Below are 19,905 nucleotides of genomic sequence, written 5' to 3' on the forward strand. Positions count from 1 at the left end.
CAATGCTGATCTCGACTCTCCCGACAGCGGTAACGCTGCCCACCGTGCTAGCCGCTTGCCTGTTGCTCGCCGGCCGCCTCGTCGGCTTGCTCAGCACCGAACTCGACCGGCACGTCACCATCGCCTTCGGCTGTGTCGTCGCCACCGCGACCACCCGGGAACCGACACTGCGGCGTCTGCTCACCGAGCTCTCCGGTGGATGGCTCTCCGAAGAGCTGATCCTCGAGCTCGGGGCGGTCGGGTTCAATATCGGCTACGCGGCCGGGCTGCTGATCGGGGCGGCGCTGCTGTATCGCTTTCGCTCGCCGCGCGTCAGCTACGGGCTTGCCGCCGTATTCAGTATCGCGGCAGTGTGTTTCAGCACACTCGGCGGCGGCACCGGCACGATCTTCGAGCGCACCGGATGGGCACAGTTCGGATATTGGCTGTGCACGGCGCCGATCGGTGTGGCGATGGCGGTTCTGGTCATCCAGGCGGCCGGGGCCGAGCTGCGCAATCGAGTCGGTCGCAGTGAAGCGGCGATGTACGTGGCCACGCTCCTGGCGGGCGTGGCGGTGCTCGGACGCATCGGCGCCACCCTGGCCGCGTCCGCCTTCCGGATCACCGGTCAGCACAACGCCTTCACCGCCATCCAGGCCGAAATCGATCGCAACGGAGTATTTTTCGATCTGGTGCTGTGCATGGGTTTGACGGTGATCGCCATCGTCAACCGGATGGGCGTCGACGATCTGACCCGCCACCGAAAAGCGCTGCGCCCCCTCTGGTCCGAGCTGACCGCCGCGTGCCCGGAGATCGTGCACCGCAGCCCGGTACCGGATGGCGCCCAGCCCAACCGATATCTCCTGCACCGCACCGTCATCGAGATCCGCGACAGCATCCTCGATTTGGGCCGCTACGCGTCGCCGCACCCGCCCGATATCGCGGCGGCGATTTCGCGCGCCGCCCCGGCCGGGCCGGCCTACGAAGCACTCGATCGCGCCGTTCTGCTCGTTCGTGCCCGAGATGCCAAGGCGCACGGCAACGCCGCGTCGGGCAGCCGCCACTTCGCGCTTCCGGCCGCCGACAGCCTGCTCGGCGAGGTCACCGAGCTGACCGCCATCGGTGCGCAATGGCCGTTCGCCAAGGCCATCGCGGCGCGGGCCGGACAGCGCACCAGACGGTAACTCGACCGCGTCGTCGTCGGCCGGAACGAGCTGAGCCGCCCGGAAGGCGAGATCGTCGCCAGGTACCGTTGCGCGGTGAATCCAGCTGATGCGCGATGCCTCAAAGACGGCGATCTCGAGACCCGCGTGGAAAATCTGCGGCGGCTGCTCGACCGGGCTGCTGACGGCGACGCATCCGCCAAGGAGGCGCTGCGCGCGCTCGTGCGCGACTATCGCGACTACCACCGGTCGCTGTACAGCCGGGCGTTGAACCTGGCGGCGGTCTTCGGCGATGAAACCCTGGAGGCGCCGCTGCTGGCGTCGCTCGCCGACACTCGGTACAACTGCCAGGCTTGGGCGGCGATGGGTTGCGCGGCGCTCGGGTTCCGTGCGGCGGTTCCCGGCCTGGTCGCGATGCTCGATCATCCGCAGGAGATGGCGCGCGAACAAGCGGTGATCGCGTTGGGCACACTCGGCGACGCATCCGTCGTCCCGGCGCTCACTCCCGTGCTGCGGGACTCGGTCGCCGGAATGCGCGAACGCGCCGCCGAGGCCCTCGGCCTGATCGGCGGCGAGGCGGCCCTCGCCGCACTATGGGACGAATTCGAGAACCGCCGGTACTACCGCATCGGCTATATCGCCAGCGCACTGGCGAAATTCGCCCCGGAAATCATCCCGAGGCTGTGCGAGGCGGCCGACAGCGACGACCCGGATCAGCGCTACTGGGCCGCGGTCGCCCTCGGTTCGACCGGCGACGATCGCGCCGTGCCGACGCTGGAGCGATTGATGGCCCACGATCGGGGCGCAACGGTCTTCGACGGCATGGTGAGCGTCGCCGCGAAGAAGGGTCTGCGCACGCTACGCCGGATCCAAGCGGCGATCGCAGCCCGCGAATCCTGAGTCCCCCAGTGCCGCAACAAGAATGACGCGGATTCACGGTCAGTCGGCGTGCAGGACGAAGAACAGGAAGCACAGAAACCTAGTACCGGTGCTCTCGTCGAATACGTCGGGGCACAGCTCTCGAGCGGCGGGCAGGGCCGGCGGTTCGCTGATCACACTGATGCGGAATCCGGCCGCAGTGAAGGCCTCGATCATCGCGTGCAACGGCCGGTCCCAGAAGCTCAGCCGGGCGGTCTGCCCGCCCATGGTCCACTCTTCGATCCGGTTGCGGGTCTGGAAATAGTTGGTCTCCTCCCCCGCCAAGCGTTGGCCGAGGAAGTTGGCGAACGGATGCTCGACCGAGGCGATGAGTCGGCCACCAGGGGCAAGCACACGGCGCATCTCGCCCAGTGTCGGTCCCCAGTCCCGCAGGTAGTGCAGCACCAGGGATGCGACGATGTCGTCGAACGCGTCGTCGGGAAACAGCAGCGGGTCGGCCAAATCGGCGACCCGCAGGTCCGCATCGGCGCCGAGCCGCTGCCGGGCCTGCTCCAGCATCCCGGTGCTCGCGTCGATTCCGGTCACCACGGCACCGCGATCACGCAGCGCCGCGAACAGCGGACCCGAGCCGCACCCGGCGTCGAGTATCCGCCGACCGGTCACGTCCCCGGCGAGCTCCAGCAACGCGGGTCGGTTGTAATACGCGTGCAGGAGGCCGGTTTCGTTCTCCCCGGTGTAGCCCTCGGCGAAGCTGTCGTAGGCACTCGCCCGAGCAGGGTCCGCGGGAAGTGCACGGCCTTCTGGCACCGGAGTCATGCGGCCCATCCTGACACGCCGGCCTTTCGCGCGTGCCGATTTGCGTTGCCGCATATCGCGCACCGATGGACGTGCGTTCGCCGGCGGCTATACCCTCATCGCCGTGGCGACCGCGCTCGGTTCGAAAGCCGTTCTGCGATGGGTGACAGCCTACTGAACCGGTCAAAGTCATGTCGCTCCGTTATTCCCGTGCGCCAACGCAATACACCGCCGCGATGACCGAATGGGGCACCGCACGTTTCGGTGAACGCGCTACACGGCATCTGAGGCGACAGTCTTCATGATGGTGATCATGACCGCAGAGCCGCTTACCGTGCCGTTCGCCGAGCTGCGCAAGGCGTTCGACCTGGCGATAGCCCACATCGAGGCCGTATCGAGTGCACAGACTGTAACCCTCGATCGGGACTACTTCTGGTCCATTCCGGCCGGGGAGCTCTACGACGTACAACACGCCGTCCGATCTGGCGATCGGCCAACTCTCGGAATCGTGGCAGCACCTGCGCGGCCTACTCGCAGACGAGGACCGAGTAGGCGGCTATACCTTCGTGTGGCTTGCTGATGTCTCGAGGGCCATCGGGCAAACCGTTCCCTGAACGTCCCCTATTGCCGCTGGGCGCGGATTCTGAGGCGTCCACGCGACACTCCCGGAAGATCAACTGACAGAGATCATCTCGGTCTTCGAAACGTCCCGTATTGCCGAACAGCGTGTGCGTCCAGCATCAACATACGAATGGAGCGAGCAGGATCAGCAGTCCGACGCGGGCCGGTAGCCATACGGGGCTGGGCGATGGATGCGGTTGCATACCGTCCCAAGGACCTCGTTATCGAAAGCGTCGCCGGAGCGGGTGCACCGAAAAGCGCGCTTCGGCACAGCGCGTCCCGCGCGCCGAGTTCGGGCAGTACCAGGCGCTGCCCGCAGCCTCACTCGGTGGCGGTCGGGGCGATGCCGAAGGGATTGTCGATGATGTAGCGGTAGCGGCCGTCGGCGCCGCGGCGCACGATATCGGTGGAGGTACCCTCGATGTGCACGGGCTTGCCATCGGAGGCGGTGCCGTCGAGGTACCAGTCGTAGATGAGCACCGCGGTGTCGTCGGCGGCGTAGATGTGGCGCACCTGCCGCTGCGCCATGGGCACGCCGAGGGCGAGGAATTCCTGCATCGCCGTGCGGATCCCTTTGCCACGCACCGGTTTACCCGGTGCGGGTATGAAGACCGCGTCGTCCTCGTACAGTTCCATGCACGCCTCGAGGTCACCGCTGTTGTAGCGGTCGAGGAACACCTGCGGGAAATCCTCGGCCCGCGTCGGAAGCGGCGGGACACTCACCGTCGTCTGTTCACCCATAGCGGATTCTCCTTTTCGGACCGCGGACAACATCGGCTGGTCGAGCAGAAACCGAGCAAGCATGTAGTTGAAATTTCATTCAATTTACAGGTTAGCCGTCTGGGTGCTGGGAAGTTGTGTGACGATGCTCTCGTCACGTGAAACTGCCTGGCTGTATTAGTGGTGGCTGTTCCAACGCCCGGCCTGGTTTAGCCAGTGCTGGCAGACAGAAGGGAGGCCCGTCCGATGCGCATGTTCCACTCGATACCGAGAATTGTCGTTGCCGCCGGAGCGACCGCGGCAATAGTGATCGGCCTGGCGAGCACATCGCACGCCGCTGAAGGCACGTTCTTCTACACCAGAGCGGACACCGGTCGAGAGACCTTCCTCGGCAGTACGCCGACTGGCCCGTGCATAGCCATCTCCGGCGGAGCACGCCAGGCGACCAACGATACCGATACCGACGCCCGCCTCTACACGAACTCCAGCTGCACCTCGTCCGCGAGGTTCCTCGGCTCCCGACAATCGGACCAGTATTCCGCCCCCTATCCCACCTACGTCAAGTTCGGATAGCTTCAAACACCTGTGGTTGGTGTCCGGCTACCGGACACCAACCACGTAGGACCTACGCCGTGCCCTTCCCCAAGCTCCGAATACACTCTCATCAGCGCGGGACGTTCTAGGTCGTGATCGTGCACGCTGACTTTCAGTCGGTAAGAATGAGCGCTCATGCCGCGACCCGCGCGGTTCGAAGCGGCCACCTGACGCTCCGGAAGATCAACTGGCTGAGATCATCTCGGCCAACCGAACGTCCACAACTGCCGACGAGGGAACGAAGCGACACGGCGCAATCCGCACGTCGCCGAGTAGTCGTCGGCGGCATGAACTAACCGATAGCGTTGCTGCGGGATAGCTCGGCTTCGTGTTCGGAAGGCGCTCGCCACGGGAATAGGAGTCCGCTGATGGTTCTGTTCGGTCCCCCTGTTGGTCCTGTACGCGAGCGTAGTGAGGGTGCGGGGCCTTATCCGCAGTTGGTGCTGCGTGGTGTCACCGTGATCGATGGGACCGGTGCTCCGGCATACGGTCCTGCTGATGTGATAATCGAGAATTCGCGGATCGCGGGTATCACGCTCGGTACGTATACGCCGGAGCCCGATGTGAACGTCACGATCGCCGCCGATGCGCACGTTATGGACTTGACCGGGTATCACGTGATGCCGGGCGTGGTCGACACGCACGCACATTTCGGCACTCTGTCTCAGGCGCCGGATCAGAGTTATGTCAACAAGCTGTGGCTCGGGCACGGGGTGACCACGGTGCGTGAGGTCGGCTGCATGGGCAACGGACTCGAGCTGGTCTCCAGTGAGGCGCAGCGTAGTGCGCAGGATCGGATCACCGCGCCCCGCATAGTGCCGTACGTGCGTTTCGGGCAGGGTGGCGAGGGCGTTATCAACGGCAAGCAGGCCGCCGCCTGGGTGAGTTGGGTCGCGGGGCAGGGGGCCAAGGGTGTGAAGTTCTTCGGCGCTGCTCCCGAGCAATTCAAGGCCGCGCTGGCCGAGTGCAACAGGCTGGGTCTGGGCAGCGCGTGTCACCATTCCCCTCAGTACATGCCTCGGGTGAACGCTCTGATCTCCGCGCGGTGGGGTCTGCGTAGCGTCGAGCATCACTACGGTCTGGCCGAGGCGATGCTTACTGGCTCGACAGTGCAGAGGTATGAGCCCGATTACAACTATATGGACGAGCCGGATCGCTTTCTCAATGCAGGCGCGGTCTGGCTGCAGTCGGTCGAGCCCGGTAGTCAGGTATGGGAGAACGTCTTAAACGAGTTCCTGTCGTTGGGTACGACTCTCTCGCCGACCTTCAATATCTACATTGCCGCGCGGGATGCGGCGCGGGCGCGGACCTATGAGTGGCACGAGGATTACACCGCGCCGCAGCTCTGGGATTTCTATTCACCGAATCCGAAGAGTCACGGGTCCTTCCAGAACGATTGGACCACCAGCAAGGAAGCCATCTGGCGCCACGCGTATCAGCGCTGGATGGCGTTCGTCAACGACTACAAGAACAAGGGCGGGCGGGTGACCGCGGGCTCGGATTCCGGGTTCATCTACTCGACCTACGGTTTCGGCATCATCCAGGAACTGGAACTGTTGCAGGAGGCCGGATTCGACCCGCTCGAAGTAGTCAAAGCGGCCACGCTCAACGGCGCCGAACTGCTCGACCTCGCCGACGAACTGGGCACCCTGGCACCGGGCAAACTCGCCGACATCATCGTGGTGAAGGAGAACCCCCTGGCGAACTTCAAGGTCCTCTACGGCTCCGGTCACCTGCGCATGACCAGCGACGGGATGCAACGCACCCAGGGCGTGGTCTACACCATCAAGAACGGCATCGTCTACGACGCGGGCAAGCTACGCGAGGACGTCAAGGAGCAGGTCGTCCAGGAGTGGAAGCAACAGGGCCGCTACGACCAACGTCCCCGCACCACCCGCCCCTGACCAACCCGAGCACCCATCTCCGGGGTGGTGGTCACTCGACCCGCGCAACCTCGGCCACCCCCAGAGACCAGCCCGGTCCACCGACGCAAACATCCGCTCTTGCCGCATGGCGCGCGGTTCGCCGCGACCGCGCGGTACTTCCGAAAGATCAACGGGCCGAGGTCATCTCGGCCCGTCGGACGCACCATATTGCCGAATGCCGCGCGCACGTCAGCCACCCGCTGCCCAGGGCGGAGCGAGGCCTTGGGGCGCCATGTGCCGTTCGCCCCGATGCTGGGTGGGTGGTTGCCGCGTCAGGTGGGTCGGGCGACCTCCCAGGCGGCCTCGATCATCCGGAAGATTTCGTCCACCGTGGCCGGTGGATCATCCGCCGCACGGCCGAGCGAATAGGCGTCGATGACGAACCTCGCGAGCGCCCGGCATGCCGTTGTGGTCGGTGTCGGGTCGAGATCTGCGGCGATGGCAGTGGCCAGCGATTGCGCATAGCGCAGCCGCATCGATTCCTCGTACTCCCGTAGGGCGGGTGATTGGTTGATCATGCGCCAGATCGGAGCGGCGTCTTCGGATGCGCAGTGCCGCACCATGGCCTGGATCTCGCGCCGCAGCGCGGGGATGAGGGGCTCGTCCGCGGACCGGTCGGTGACCGCCCGGGTCAGTCGCTGTTCGAAGTTCTCTTCCTGCTCGAACACCAGGGCCTCTTTCGAGGCGAAGTGGGAGAAGAGGGTGGTGACGGCTACGTCGGCTTCGGTGGCCACGTCGCGGATGCCCACTTCGTCGTAGCCGCGTTCCAGGAACAGCCGCAGGGCGGTATCGGCGATCTTCTGACGGGTCGCGGCCTTCTTGCGCTCGCGACGGCCGACGGTCGGTGCTGTCACCAGCTGATGCTATCAGGTGCAAACCTGCAACCAGTCCAACAAACTAACCGTTGCAAAACACTAACCGATAGCGTTATGTTCCAAAGATGAAAGCAGTGCGCTTCGCCGAGTACGGCGGCCCGGATGTTCTGGAACTGGCAGAGGTGGCCCAACCTCATCCGGGTCCCGGTCAGATACGCATCGCCGTGCGTGCGGCAGGGGTGAACCCGCACGATTGGCGAGTCCGCGAGGGACAGTTCCAGCGGATCAACCCGATCCAGCTGCCCGCCGGCGTCGGACAGGACGCCGCCGGCGTGGTGGACGAGGTCGGCATCGGAGTCGGCGGCATCGCGGTCGGCGACGCCGTGTTCGGCCGCGGTTGGAACACCTACGCCGAGTTCGCCGTGCTCTCTTCCTGGATGCGGCTACCCGACGGGCTGAGCTTCGCCGAAGCGGCCGGGTACCCGTCGGTGGTCGAGACCGCGCTGCGGATCCTGCGCCTGGTCGACGTAAGGCCCGGACAGACGCTGCTGGTCAGCGGCGCGGCCGGTGGAGTCGGGTCGGCGGTGCTGCAGATCGCCCACGACCGGGGCATCGCGGTGATCGGCACCGCCGGGCCCGCGAACCAGGACTACCTGCGCACCCTCGGCGCCCGCGCCACCACCTACGGCCCAGGCTGGGTCGAGCGGGTGCGTGAACTCGGCCGCGTCGACGCCGCGCTGGACCTCAACGGCGCCGGCGTACTCCGCGGACTACTCGACCTGACCGGCGACCCGGACAAGGTGATCACCATCGCCGACCTCGAGGCCCCGATGCTCGGCATCCGCTTCGCCGGCGTCGGCGGCAACATGGCCGAGGCACTCGCCGAAGCCGTCGACCTCATCACCCGCGGCAAACTCCGCATCCCGGTCGCCCAGTCCTACCCGCTCACCGAGGCAGCCGCCGCGCACACGGACAGCCAGGCCGGACACACCCGCGGCCGCCGAGTCCTCCTCGTCTGAGCCGTCTGTCCGGATGCCCGCCGAACACCTGCACACCTCAACCTATCGACCTGACCCCTTCGCCCAGCCGGAACAACCGGCACCGTCGCCTGCTCCAGGAGAAACCGTGTATCGCCCCCGCATCGACACCGACATCGAGATGACGACCAGAGACGGCGTCGTCCTCGCCGGCGATCTATACCGCCCCGACGACGACGGCCGCTGGCCGGTCTTGCTGCACCGCACCCCGTACAACCGCAAGGATTCCTACCGGGTTTCCGGCATCGTCGCCGACCCGCTGTGGCTCGCCCGCCAAGGCTTCGCAGTGCTCGTCCAAGACACCCGTGGCCGGTTCGAATCCGGCGGCGAGTTCGACTTCATCACCCAGGAGTACAACGATTCCTCCGACGTGATCGACTGGGCCGCAACACAATCCTGGAGTGACGGCAACGTCGGGAGCTACGGCTCGTCCTACCTCGGAATGGCCGTCCTGCAAGCCGTCGCGGCCCGCAATCCACACCTCAAAGCCGCGGTCGCGCTGGTCGCCACCGCCGACATGCACCACACCGCCCGCCCGGGCGGCGTGTTCGAACTGGGCTTCCTCGCCACCTACGGCCTCGTCCTGTGCCGCGAAGGCCTCGACCACTCTTCCTTGGACGCAGACGAGCAAGAGCAGGTTCGCCAGCTACTCACCGAAGCCTTTGCCGACCCCCGCGCCACCGTGAGCCGACTGCCGCTGACCGACATCAGCCCCCTCGACGACGACCGGATCGCGCCGTTCTGGACCGACTGGTTGCGGTCGCCCCACGACCCGTTCTGGGACCGGCCCACCCTGCTCACCGAACCCGAACGGGTCACCATCCCGTTCCTGCAGATCGCCGGCTACCAGGACTTCACCAGCCCCACCCAGTTCCGGCTCGCCACCCAGCTGGCCGACAACGAGAACACCGGCCTCATCGCCGGACCATGGACCCACTTCGGCACCTACACCCCCTCCGGCCAGGTCGGTGCGCGCGTGCTGCCCAACGCCGGAGCCGGTGTGCCCACCTGGAATCCGGTACTCGCCGCGTTCTTCGACCGCCACCTACGCGGCGGTGACGGCTCGGCCTACCCCACCGCCGACCGGTATCTGTCCGGACCAGGCCGGGTCGCCTACTTCGTCGGCGGTTCGAACACCTGGGCACACGCACCCGCCTGGCCACCCGCGACGACCGTCGCGGAGTGGGCCCTCACCTCCGGCGGCGACGCCCGCACCGCAACCGGCGATGGACTGCTCGCCCACCCAGGCGCGAAACACGAACCGACCTCCGCCGGCTCCGACACCTTCACTGCCGATCCGCACGACCCGTTTCCCACTTACGGCGGAGCGATCACGATCGAAGGCGACGCCGCGGCGGTACCGCAGGGCATTCAGGACCAGCGCGCCGTCGACGGCCGCGTCGACCTGCTCGTCTACACCAGCGCACCGCTCACCGAGGACGTGATCATCGCCGGACAACCCGAGCTGGTCACCTTTCTCACCAGCAGCGCCCCGGATGCGGACGTGTGCGTCACGCTGGTCGACGTCGAGCCCGACGGTTTCGCGGGCAATGTGGCCGACGGCGCCCAGCGCGCCCGTTACCGCGACGGTGGCGACACCGACTGGCTGCACCCCGAGCAGCCCGGTCGGGTGACCGTCACGCTGCACGACGTCGCGCACCGCTTCCGCGCCGGGCACCGCATCCGCGTGCAGATCGCCGGTTTCAGCTTCCCGCGCTACAGCCGAAACCTCCACACCCGCACCATTCCCGAGTTCGGCACCCTCGATGAGGCCGTTGTCGCCCAGCACACCGTGCACCACGGTCCGACCACCCCGTCCATGCTGCGCCTGCCGGTGCTCAGCTGACCGACCAGCTCAAAGGAGCCCACGTTGTCCGAGATCGTCGTCATCGCCACCCTCCAAGCCAAACCAGGACGCGGCGCCGAACTACTCGCGCTGCTCTCCGCATTGATACCTCCGGTGCTCCGCAGCGAGCCCGGCCTGCAGCGTTACGCCTTCTATGTCGAACAAGGCTCCGATCCCCTCCGCGTCACCGTGATCGAGAAGTACGCCTCCGGCACCGACATGACGGCACACAACAGCGGTGTTCTGGCCGACTATCTGCCTCGGCTGCTCGATCTCGTCGACCCCGCACTCCACACCATCGAACTACGCCCGGCACCACTGACAGTCACCGTCAGCGAGACCGACGCCGCCCGGCTGACCATCTAGCCACCGACCCGACCGGCTCGGTGGGGGCGGACCCGCCGATCGGCGAGTTCGCCCCCGCCGATCGGCCTCAACCCCGCCTCACCGCATAGGTTTCGGAAGCTCGCGGTGGGACTGTGGGGTGCGCATCCCGTAGCTGAATGCCGCGTATTGTCGCGACAACTCTGCCGCCCGAGCCGCGTCCGGCCCGGAGAAACAGGAGTGAAACCATGCCCGGTATGAACCGGAACGGCGACACCCGCTCAACGGTTGTGAATCGACGCCGACTGCTCTTCGGCGTCCTCCCGGCCGCCGCCCTGATGGTCGGCTGCGGCGAGTCGGGTGCCGGCGCACGGACCGCAGCACGACGGCTCGCGCTCATCTACAACGGCCCGCAGGGCTGCCCCGGGTGCGCACCCGCTGTAGCCGACCTGCTGCAAAAAGCACCGCACCCATTCGAGGTCAGGTATGTCGGCCCCGGCACCGAGATACCCTTGAGCGCAGCCGCTTTGGCCGAAGCCCAACTCTACGTCCAGCCCGGCGGTGGCGCCGACCTCGCGGCGACCTGGCAGTCCCTGCGCGGCTCGGCCGGGCTGATCCGCGACTGGGTCCGCGACGGCGGCAGCTACCTCGGCTTGTGCTTCGGCGGCTACCTCGCCGGACGCAACCCGGGCTTCGACCTGCTCCCCGGCGACACCAACGGCTACATAAACTCCCCGGGCGCCACGGTTCCCGACGCCCGCGACACCGTGGTACCGGTGGACTGGCAGGGCAAGCCCCGCCACATGTACTTCCAGGACGGGCCCGCCTTCTTCCTGGACGACGGCGCCGACGCCACCGTCCTGGCGACCTACCCCAACGGCACCGCCGCCGTCGTCGTCGCCCCCTACGGCAACGGCAGGGTCGGGGTCAGCGGCCCACACCCGGAGGCCGACGAATCCTGGTATGCGGAAAAGGGATTGACCAACCCCGACGGCGTCCACTTCGACCTGGCCTACGAACTGATCGAAGCGACCATCGGACGGCGCTGAACACACCATTACCGGATCACACACCGATCTCGATATCGACGCTGCACCTGCGCCATCGCTCGAGCTGGATCCGGTCCCCGCCCCACGCGGCAGCGGGAGGGCCGGGGCCGCCGATCGGCGGTCTGGGACGATCCGCGGTCAACTCCGAGTTCTGGGCCCCAGCTGTCCGCGCTGGTTGGCATCGACACCTTCTGAATGAAGTGAGAACGGCACGCGCCCAACTTCGTCGGCCCCGGGGGTGCGTCATTCGAGCAGTGCGAGCGCCGCGTCACGTGCATGTCTGATTCCTGGGTAGCCCGCATGCCGTGACAGACCGGTGCGCCCTCGTGCAACAGGGTGATCGTGTCGGCGACCGAGTCCGGGTCCGCGCCCCCGAGGGTTGGTGGGCCGGCGCGCTCACGCCGATTTTCCTGCGCGGACACGGTGATCGACTCCGTGGGCAACGGTCACCACACGGGAGTCGACGTTTCACCGAGCAGTGCTGCCAGGAGATCACCTGCCCGCGTCGACATCGACGGAGAAGACCCCCGCCGATGTCGCCTAGGGCCGGCTCGCAGCGAGGAGCTGGTCGAGTTGCGATGTTAGAGGGCGCAGCCGATCACGCGGGCATCCTCGAGCGGAACGCCGTGTCTGTTCACGCAGTCGATTGCGTCGTCGACCCCCATCAGGCGCCACCCCGCCGGTTCGGCGTATTTGAACATGTACACCACCGGGTGCAGGGTGCCTTCCGGTTGGCTCAGCGCCGTCGCGTAATTCCCGCTGCACCGCGCGTTCTGGAGATCGGCCAACGGATATTTGGGCGAGGCCGTCATCCGCAGCGTGGTGATGAGGTATTCGCGGGTAACGACGGCGCAAGGTTTGGCCGTCGCCGGCGCGGCCGTGGTCTGCGGCGTCGCCGAGGTAGTGGGCTCCGGCTTCCCGGCGGCAGGTGAGGTGGTCTCGGCGGCGGGCGCCGTGGTCTCGGCCGTGGGCGCGACGGTTCCGGAGGCTGCGGCCCGAGCGGATGTGGAAACGGTGCTCGACGCCGAAGGGGCGGCATCGGAGGCGCCCTCGCCGCCGCACGCCGTGAGAGCCACTGCGAGGGTGGCCGCCGCGGTCGCGAGCAGTACAGATCGGGTCATATTTCCTCCGCGCTAGAGGCCGCCCAACTGGCGGCCGCTTCCAGATCATCTGAGCGCGTGGAGATTTCATTACATCCGCGAACTATGGTGGAACTCACAGCACGAATCCGAAGCGGTACGCAGGCACTTCGCGTGGCGGGCGGGTCCGGTGCGGCTGGACGCGAACGGTGCGCATGGCCGACTATTGCGGCATGCTGCTCACGCGCGAGGCTGATCTGTTCGAACGCTCCAGGGGTCGCCTGGAGGCGATTGCCTATCGCTTGCTAGGCTCCGCAGGCGACGCCGAAGACGCGGTCCAGGAGACGTATCTGCGCTGGCAGTCCGCTGACCGCGCGTATGTGGAGACACCCGAGGCGTGGCTGACCAAGGTGCTCACCAACCTCTGCCTCAACCAGCTCACTTCGGCCCGCGCGCGGCGGGAAACCTATGTGGGGCAATGGCTTCCGGAGCCGGTGCTGGCCGGCGATCCGATACTGGGCCCCGCCGACACCGTCGAACAGCGTGAATCGGTGTCGATCGCCATGCTCACGCTCATGGAGCGGCTCACCGCCAAGGAGCGCGTGGTGTACGTGCTGCGCGAGGCCTTCGGCTACTCCCATCACGAGATAGCCGAGCTGCTCGACATCACCGAAGCCAATTGTCAGCAGGTGTATCGCCGCGCCAAACAGCACCTGACGCTGGAACGGGCGCGCATCGAGGTGGACGCGGCCGCCGCCCGCCGGATCGTGGCGGAGTTCCTGGCCGCGGCCGTCAGCGGGCAGACCGATGAGCTGGTCCGGTTGCTCACCGACGACGCCACCATCATCGGCGACGGCGGCGCCTACTTCCCCACCTTGAACCGGCCGCTCAGCGGCGCAGAACGCATCGCGATGTTCGTGCGGCTCGCCATCAAACCCTCGGGCGCCAAGTGGGACAAGCTCGGCGGCAAGCCGACACCGTTCGCCGCGATCGTCAACGGCAGGCCCGCCTTGGTGCTGGTTGCCGAGGACCGGATCGTCGGCATCGTGGTATTCGAGGTGACCGCCGACGGCATCGCCGCCGTGCACGCCCACGTCAACCCGGACAAGCTGGTGTACGCCAATCGACAATGGGCCACGTACACACCGGGCACGCCGCTGCCTGAATTGTGGTGACCCACACCGAGTACGGCTCCCCCACATCGGCGCGTTCGACGCCGAGGATGACCGAGGCCCCACCGGGCCGGCGGATCGCGGCGGCGTCGGTGATGACCGCGCAGCCTGCCGCGGCCGCCTGGGTACGCGCTGTCGTCAGCTGCTCGAGGACTTCCTGCACGCCGGACGGCACCCGGAACAACGTGACGCGGTCGCCGAAGCGCTGGCCGCGTTGCAGCGAGTCGCGGCGAGCGCACTCGGCGCGGCCGGGGCAAGCGACCCGCAGGGCGCGGCCGAATCATTCGTCGCGCTGGTCGACGGATTCGCGCTGCACGCACTCGCCGAGCACACCAAGCAGGTCGACCGAGCGGGGCTGCGCCGGGCTGCCCGCACGATGTTCCTCGGTGAGCTCGTCGAGGCCGGACGAGTCGAGGAGGCGGTACGACTGTCCGCTGCCGAGCCGCCAGCACGTTGAACACGGATCGGCCGAAGCCGCGCTGTTCCGGCTGAATCAGCGCGGCAATACCGCTGTCACAAAAGGGTTTTGATCCAGTCGGTGATGACATCGACGTACCGCTCCGGTTGCGGCTCGTGCATGGTGTGTGGGGCATCGAGGGTGGTGTAGGTGACCGGCCGACCGGTGGATTCCAGCAGACGGCGGGCCTGTTGCGCCTGGATGTCGGTCATCGCCCCCATGAGTTGACCGGTGTCGGGGTCGGTCATGTGGAAGTGGTGGGTGAGCAGCGCGGGAACTTTGTTCTGCGCCAGCATGGTTGCGTGGTCGCAGCCCGCGTTGGCGGTGTCGGTGGCCCACGCCTGGCCCCACTCGGGGTCGTACTCCCGTAGATGCTGGGGCGGGGTGGCCGCGGCGCCGTCGCTGGTGCCGTCGCCCATCATGAAGGCGATACCGGGGTGCAGGAACTCCGGCAGCTCCTCAGGTGCGGCGGCGACCATGCCGGTCCAGTCCCCGATGGACCATTGCGGCCCAAGCCATTTGGCCCACAGGGCGAAGATCGGGCCGAGAGTCTGCATCATGCCCGGACCGTAGGGCGGGGTCGCCTGGGCGGAGAACAGCGGCGGGTCTTCGAGGATTGCGCCCCGGATCAGTCCGGGCTTGGCGTAGGCAGCCAGCCAGGCGGTGATGACGCCGCCGGAGGAGTTGCCCGCGACCAGGGTCGGCCGTCCGATCACGAGATCGATGAACCGTTCGACGTCGTTGCCCCAGGTATTGATGTTGTATCGGTCCGGGGTCCAGGTGGAGCGGCCCTGTCCGCGCAGGTCGATTGCGAAAACCCGGAACCGATCGGTCAGCAACGGGATGGCGTTCTCGTATCCCCACCAGGATTCGCCCTGGGCGGGGATCAGCAGTAGCGGCGGGGCGGCGGGATCGCCTTCGGCGACGTAGTTCATCCGGATCTCGCCGAGATCCACGGTGTGCTCGTCGAACTTGTGCGCGACGAAGGTGTCGGCGCGGTCGGCGGCTTCGGAAATGCCCATTATCGTCGATCCTTTCCTGGTGAGTGGACCGGCAGTTGAACAGCTCACGCTAACGCGTCAGCTAACCGCTGGTGATCGTCTCTGTGAACTCACCGTAGGAATCGACTAGGGCAAGTTTTGCCCTAGCTCACCAGCAACGCGATGTCACCCCCGTCACACGCGGACATCGGCGACGAGTTCAGGGCCGTGGCGCACCTTGTCGATCGTCGCGTCGTCGCATTGACCGGTACAGCAACCACAGTGCCAGCGCGACCGGCGTCAGCACCGCCGCGAACAGGATTCCTGCGAACATTCCATAGCCGTGCGGATCGGCGGCCAATCCGGTCGCGCTGAGCACCGCCTCGCCGACGAACAGCGCGATCAAGATGGCGGTGCAAGCGAATGCGCCGAGCACCAGGCGTCGCAGCGTTGTCCGCAGAGCGCTTGTGCGGGTGGCGCTGTCCGGCGTATCCATTTTCGGCTCCGCGGGGGTTGAGTTCACTTCGGGTCGGGAGTGCAGACGGTCAGGAACGACTTCCGGTTCTCGCGTTGGACATCCGACGAATCCATCCACCCGCGCTCGCCGAAAAGGTAACTGCCCGACGGGTGTTGAGCCGACTCACGCAGCACCCGGGCGACGTCGACCCTGGCACCATAGGCCTCCGGGCCGTCGACAGCGAAGGCGAGCGAGCCTGCTTTGGTCCAGTCGTAGTCCGCGGGCAGCGCTTTCTGGACCTGAAACGGCCCGCCGGTGACGGGGACCGATCCCCCGGCGGTCCGCAGCAGATCCATGCGCTCCACCGGCACCCCCGGCCGCGGGGCGGTCCAGACCTGCTCCGTGCTCTCCCGAGTGCCGGAGTCGAAGATCAAGGTCAGACCGGTGACGCCCGCACACGGGGTGCCCGTCCACAGTTTCAGCACCCCGCCGTCGACGCGAAACCCGGCCGCAGGCGGCAGTGACGGCGCGAACTGCGCCTCGGTGTCGCACGCCGCGGTCACCGCCGCCATGAGCAGGCCTGCGCAGGCGACGCGCGGCCACCTAATAGCCGCCATCGGAAAGCCCCGCCTCCTCCTCGGTCTCGTTGCCGCCGGTGACCTGCTCCCATGCGTAGGAGGCGAGGAACCCGGCGTAACCCTCCTCGGCCCATTGCTGGGAGTGGCGCTCCTCATGGTGCAAAAAGCGATCCAGGTCGAGTTTGCCCCGGTACGGGCCGTTGTCGTTTTCGTACCACGCGTGCCCCGACCGCGCGACCTCCCGAAGCTGTTGCGCCGGATCTTTCGAGTCGTCGATATTGAGCATGAACGTGTCGCCCCAGGTCGTTCCGCCGTTCCGGCTGAACTGATCCTGGACGAGATTCCCGCCCAAGCCCATCATCATGCCGTTCGGGGTGGTCACCAACCGACCACCGTTGCCGTGCACGAAACCCACATCGTCGTCGTAGCTCCAGGAGTTCTCCCGTTGCCGATCGGTGATGCGGCGCAGTTCCGCGGATCCGTACGGAGTCGGTGCGAAGTCGGTCTTTTCGCCTTCGGCGCCGTAGTCGGTGCCCGCGTTCAAGATATAGGTCATTCGCACGGCCTTGGCGGCGTCGTCCCCGCTCATGTTGTTCGGCATCAGGAAGTACGACTTGAAGATTCCGTCGCCGTCCTCGTCCTCGCGGATCTCTTCCATCCGTTCAAGGATCTTGAAATCCTCCGGGGTGATGTGGTGTTCGGAGACCATTTGTTTGATCGTGTCGATCGAAACACCCCGGCGCACCGCGTTTTCGAGCCACTGCCGGTAAAAGCCGGTCACCGGCGGTCCGGTCAGCAGCCCGGCGTCGCGCAGCGCCTGCTCCATGTCGGCCACGCCGGCGTCGATCTCGCCACCCTTCTTGGCGCCGTCGAGGGTGGTCGCGCCGTGATCGCTGATCTTGCGGTCCTGCGCGAGTTGCATCACCAGGGCGAGGCCGGTGTCGATGTTCTTCGCCGTGGTGAGTATCGCCTTGGTTTCCTGCTCCAGCTGCTTCCTGATGGTTTCGCGATGCCGCGCGCTCTCGGCGCGGTCCTCGGCCTCGAACCGCGACTTCGGCGGCGGGTCCGGGGGTTTGTTGTCCACGATCGCGCCGTCGTCGCCGATCCCGAACTGGTAGGTGTCGGCGAGGGCGTCGTTATTGGCGACCCGAGTCTTCAGGGCAGACACGTCGTCCGACGCGTTCTGCATGGCGCGGTCGACCGCGGACAGTTCCGCGATCAGGATTTCGGCATTGTTCCGCGTGGTGCCCAGCGAGCCGCGTGCGCGGTCACTCGCGGGGCCGTGCCACTCGGGCAATCTTCTGGCGTCGTCGAGTTCGTCCTGCAGCCCGATGAGTTTGTCCCGCCGCCCACGCAGATTGGTGGCCGCCGTATCGAGCGCCTTGTCGTCCCATTTGCGGACGTCGTGGTAGCCGACGGTCATTCCCCGAAAGCCCTCTCCGCCTCGACCTCGTTCTCGGCGTACAACTTCGCCGCCGCCGTAACCAAGTCGCCCCAGCCGCCGATCTCGTCTGCCCACCCCTTCGAGCGTTCATTGAACGTCGTCACCAGCGTGGGCGCCTTCTTCGCCACATCCCCACCCGGCAATGCTGCCGCGAGCCCGGATAAGCCGGTACCCGGGTCCACCGCTCTGGCCTGGGTCGCGGCGGATCCCGCCGCCTTGGCCGCCTCCTTCAGCTGGCTGATCTCAACCTCGAACCCGCTCACCGTCCGTGACCTCTATCCCTGAATCCGATTGCTCTGAGAATCTTGCTCATCTCGCCGCCGCGTGGACCGGCCATCGTGTCGCAGGCGTCGCGGTGAGCCGAAGTTCGCGGGGAATTCACCTGTGGTGTGCGCTTTTTGGACGGCGAATCCCGGGAGTGGTCCGCCGAGCGTCAGGGTGGCATTCGGACAGGCGTCATTGTGGTCTGCGGCTGCTGAGTACGTCATCGGCGATCGAATTCGCGAATAACCCGCGCCGCGGAACCAGGGAGGTCGGCCTGCGGAGCCGCGTCTGCCCGAAGTGTTTCTTCTGGCATCGAATATTCCCCCCTGGCGCACCATCAATTGATTCGGGGCAGTGCGTGGCACCGATGCTATCGGTCATCGGGATCCACATCTTGCCCCTGGTTTCGGGGGCTAGATGTGGAGGCGCGCCAACCTTTTCGGCTGAACCGATGAATTGCGGGTGGCCCCGTAGTCGGTTCCTCCGGACGGATCGAAGACAGGAGACCAGCCTCGATGAGACCGTTTCGATTCGGGGTCGTTGCCCCGCTCGGATCCGATCTGCCGATGGGCGAGATCGCTTGCGCCGCAGCGCTTACAGCGGCTACCCAACGCCGCTGGTGCCCGACTTCCCGCTGACGCAACCGGCGCCCGCTCCCCTGCTGGCCACCGGCGGGCGAGGACCGATCTGCGCGTGGGCACCTGGGTGTACGCCGCTGTGGGAAGCCGGGATTCGACATGCAGACGGGTCGCCGGAGCACTCCCACCTGCCTCGAAGTCCCACCAGGGACGACGATCGCGCCGGAATCGGAAGCGGCACAGCTATGTGTTCGTGGTGGTTGTCCCGCAGGCGCCCGCGGGTCTGAATGGGTAGGTCAGTTGCTGGGTGTAGTCGACTGGATAGTCGGGTTTGGCTGCCATGCCCAGCTGGTCGGTGGTGAAGCGGCGGTCGGGATCGTAGGAGTACGTGCGATACACGTGATCCCAGATCAGCGTGAACAGTCCGAAGTTGACGTCGCCGATTCCCGCCCATTTGAGGTGGTGGAAGCGGTGGCCTTCGTTCAGGGCGAGCAGGTATTTGGCGGGGCCGACGCGGTAGTCGGCGTTGGAGTGCTGGAGCAGCAGTTGGATGGCGACGGCGAGGGCGAGGACCGACGCGACTTCGACGGGCAGGCCGAGCAGGATAAGCGGTGCGACGCCTGCGGCCATCTCGATGGTCTGGTGGAGGGGGTGTTTCATCAGGCCGTTGAGTCCGTAGAAGCGGGTGACGCTGTGGTGCACGGCATGGAATCGCCACAGCAGCCCGATCTTGTGGCTGGCCAGATGCACCGTGGTGATACCAAAATCGGCGATCAGGATCGCTATGACGACCTGGAGGGCGAAAGGCCAGTCACCCGGCCAGATTCCGGGGGCGGGCACGATCGCGGCGAGCAGGGGAATCGCGGCGACGCTGACCAGGATCAGGGTTTCGTTGACCACCGCGTGGATGCGGTCGCGGCGGCTGTCGCCGAGGTCGTGGTTCCAGTCCCGTTCGTACGGGATCATCCGTTCGACGAGAAACGAGGCCGCGATCGCGACGGCCAGAATCAGCAGGAGCCAGTACTTCGGGGCGCCCGCGGCGGCGAGGGCGATGCCGAGTCCGTTGAGGCCGAGGAGCATGAACGGCACGTAGGCGTATCGGGTGATCCGCTGCGTCGTGGTCAGTGTTGTCGTGTGCATGGAGCGAGC

Annotated in this window: 19 protein-coding genes; 9 read left to right on the forward strand and 10 right to left on the reverse strand. The window is 66.5% G+C overall.

What is annotated here, in order from left to right:
• Positions 1 to 2: 2 nt before the first annotated feature.
• Both ACIHA7_RS38360 and ACIHA7_RS38365 read left to right on the forward strand, forming a co-directional pair.
• Positions 3 to 1,163: a DUF6545 domain-containing protein gene (locus ACIHA7_RS38360; protein ID WP_397296823.1), complete on the forward strand. Its 1,161-nt coding sequence runs from the start codon at positions 3 to 5 to the stop codon at positions 1,161 to 1,163.
• Positions 1,164 to 1,238: 75 nt separating this feature from the next.
• The gene (locus ACIHA7_RS38365) at positions 1,239 to 2,042 is read left to right on the forward strand and encodes a HEAT repeat domain-containing protein (RefSeq protein ID WP_397296826.1); all 804 of its coding nucleotides are present in this window, start codon (positions 1,239 to 1,241) and stop codon (positions 2,040 to 2,042) included.
• Between the two features lie 39 nt (positions 2,043 to 2,081).
• Here the strand turns inward: ACIHA7_RS38365 and ACIHA7_RS38370 are convergent, their stop codons facing one another.
• A complete protein-coding gene (locus tag ACIHA7_RS38370) occupies positions 2,082 to 2,837 on the reverse strand; it encodes a class I SAM-dependent methyltransferase (protein WP_397296828.1) in 756 nt (251 codons plus the stop codon).
• A gap of 921 nt (positions 2,838 to 3,758) precedes the next feature.
• Positions 3,759 to 4,178: a YybH family protein gene (locus ACIHA7_RS38375; protein ID WP_397296831.1), complete on the reverse strand. Its 420-nt coding sequence runs from the start codon at positions 4,176 to 4,178 to the stop codon at positions 3,759 to 3,761.
• A 1,073-nt stretch (positions 4,179 to 5,251) separates the two neighbouring features.
• On the opposite strand from ACIHA7_RS38375, the gene ACIHA7_RS38380 reads away from it, so the two are divergent.
• Positions 5,252 to 6,655, forward strand: a complete 1,404-nt coding sequence (locus ACIHA7_RS38380; RefSeq protein WP_397296834.1) for an amidohydrolase family protein — start codon at positions 5,252 to 5,254, stop codon at positions 6,653 to 6,655.
• Between the two features lie 293 nt (positions 6,656 to 6,948).
• Here the strand turns inward: ACIHA7_RS38380 and ACIHA7_RS38385 are convergent, their stop codons facing one another.
• The gene (locus tag ACIHA7_RS38385) at positions 6,949 to 7,530 is read right to left on the reverse strand and encodes a TetR/AcrR family transcriptional regulator (protein WP_397296836.1); all 582 of its coding nucleotides are present in this window, start codon (positions 7,528 to 7,530) and stop codon (positions 6,949 to 6,951) included.
• Between the two features lie 86 nt (positions 7,531 to 7,616).
• On the opposite strand from ACIHA7_RS38385, the gene ACIHA7_RS38390 reads away from it, so the two are divergent.
• The 4 genes from ACIHA7_RS38390 (at position 7,617) to ACIHA7_RS38405 (ending at position 11,747) form a co-directional block, all read left to right on the forward strand.
• Positions 7,617 to 8,510 carry an NADP-dependent oxidoreductase gene (locus tag ACIHA7_RS38390; protein ID WP_397296838.1) on the forward strand — a complete coding sequence of 298 codons (894 nt, stop codon included), beginning with the start codon at positions 7,617 to 7,619 and terminating at the stop codon, positions 8,508 to 8,510.
• 106 nt (positions 8,511 to 8,616) lie between these two features.
• Positions 8,617 to 10,374 carry a CocE/NonD family hydrolase gene (locus tag ACIHA7_RS38395; RefSeq protein ID WP_397296841.1) on the forward strand — a complete coding sequence of 586 codons (1,758 nt, stop codon included), beginning with the start codon at positions 8,617 to 8,619 and terminating at the stop codon, positions 10,372 to 10,374.
• Positions 10,375 to 10,398: 24 nt separating this feature from the next.
• On the forward strand, positions 10,399 to 10,740 hold the full coding sequence (locus ACIHA7_RS38400; RefSeq protein WP_397296844.1) for a putative quinol monooxygenase: 342 nt from the start codon (positions 10,399 to 10,401) through the stop codon (positions 10,738 to 10,740).
• Positions 10,741 to 10,955: 215 nt separating this feature from the next.
• Entirely contained in the window at positions 10,956 to 11,747 is a 792-nt protein-coding gene (locus ACIHA7_RS38405) for a BPL-N domain-containing protein (RefSeq protein WP_397296847.1), read from the forward strand.
• Between the two features lie 581 nt (positions 11,748 to 12,328).
• Here ACIHA7_RS38405 and ACIHA7_RS38410 read toward each other — a convergent pair.
• Positions 12,329 to 12,868: a hypothetical protein gene (locus tag ACIHA7_RS38410; RefSeq protein ID WP_397296849.1), complete on the reverse strand. Its 540-nt coding sequence runs from the start codon at positions 12,866 to 12,868 to the stop codon at positions 12,329 to 12,331.
• 191 nt (positions 12,869 to 13,059) lie between these two features.
• Between ACIHA7_RS38410 and sigJ the strand changes: the two genes are divergently transcribed.
• Both sigJ and ACIHA7_RS38420 read left to right on the forward strand, forming a co-directional pair.
• Complete coding sequence (sigJ, locus tag ACIHA7_RS38415) at positions 13,060 to 14,001, forward strand: RNA polymerase sigma factor SigJ (RefSeq protein ID WP_397296852.1); 942 nt, start codon at positions 13,060 to 13,062, stop codon at positions 13,999 to 14,001.
• A gap of 139 nt (positions 14,002 to 14,140) precedes the next feature.
• On the forward strand, positions 14,141 to 14,455 hold the full coding sequence (locus tag ACIHA7_RS38420; RefSeq protein WP_397296910.1) for a hypothetical protein: 315 nt from the start codon (positions 14,141 to 14,143) through the stop codon (positions 14,453 to 14,455).
• A 56-nt stretch (positions 14,456 to 14,511) separates the two neighbouring features.
• On the opposite strand, the gene ACIHA7_RS38425 is transcribed toward ACIHA7_RS38420, so the two are convergent.
• From ACIHA7_RS38425 to ACIHA7_RS38450, 6 genes are all read right to left on the reverse strand, one after another.
• Positions 14,512 to 15,477 (reverse strand): alpha/beta fold hydrolase, encoded by a 966-nt coding sequence (locus ACIHA7_RS38425; protein WP_397296855.1) that lies wholly within the window; start codon positions 15,475 to 15,477, stop codon positions 14,512 to 14,514.
• Between the two features lie 178 nt (positions 15,478 to 15,655).
• Positions 15,656 to 15,931, reverse strand: a complete 276-nt coding sequence (locus ACIHA7_RS38430; RefSeq protein WP_397296858.1) for a hypothetical protein — start codon at positions 15,929 to 15,931, stop codon at positions 15,656 to 15,658.
• Between the two features lie 23 nt (positions 15,932 to 15,954).
• Positions 15,955 to 16,509, reverse strand: a complete 555-nt coding sequence (locus ACIHA7_RS38435; protein ID WP_397296861.1) for a hypothetical protein — start codon at positions 16,507 to 16,509, stop codon at positions 15,955 to 15,957.
• Positions 16,496 to 17,893: a hypothetical protein gene (locus ACIHA7_RS38440; RefSeq protein WP_397296864.1), complete on the reverse strand. Its 1,398-nt coding sequence runs from the start codon at positions 17,891 to 17,893 to the stop codon at positions 16,496 to 16,498. Before ACIHA7_RS38440 ends, ACIHA7_RS38435 begins: the two co-directional genes overlap by 14 nt.
• Positions 17,890 to 18,177, reverse strand: a complete 288-nt coding sequence (locus ACIHA7_RS38445; protein ID WP_397296867.1) for a hypothetical protein — start codon at positions 18,175 to 18,177, stop codon at positions 17,890 to 17,892. Before ACIHA7_RS38445 ends, ACIHA7_RS38440 begins: the two co-directional genes overlap by 4 nt.
• 822 nt (positions 18,178 to 18,999) lie before the next feature.
• A complete protein-coding gene (locus ACIHA7_RS38450) occupies positions 19,000 to 19,896 on the reverse strand; it encodes a sterol desaturase family protein (RefSeq protein WP_397296870.1) in 897 nt (298 codons plus the stop codon).
• Positions 19,897 to 19,905 lie beyond the last annotated feature (9 nt).

This window comes from Nocardia sp. NPDC052316 (assembly GCF_044547795.1).
Classification (GTDB): domain Bacteria; phylum Actinomycetota; class Actinomycetes; order Mycobacteriales; family Mycobacteriaceae; genus Nocardia.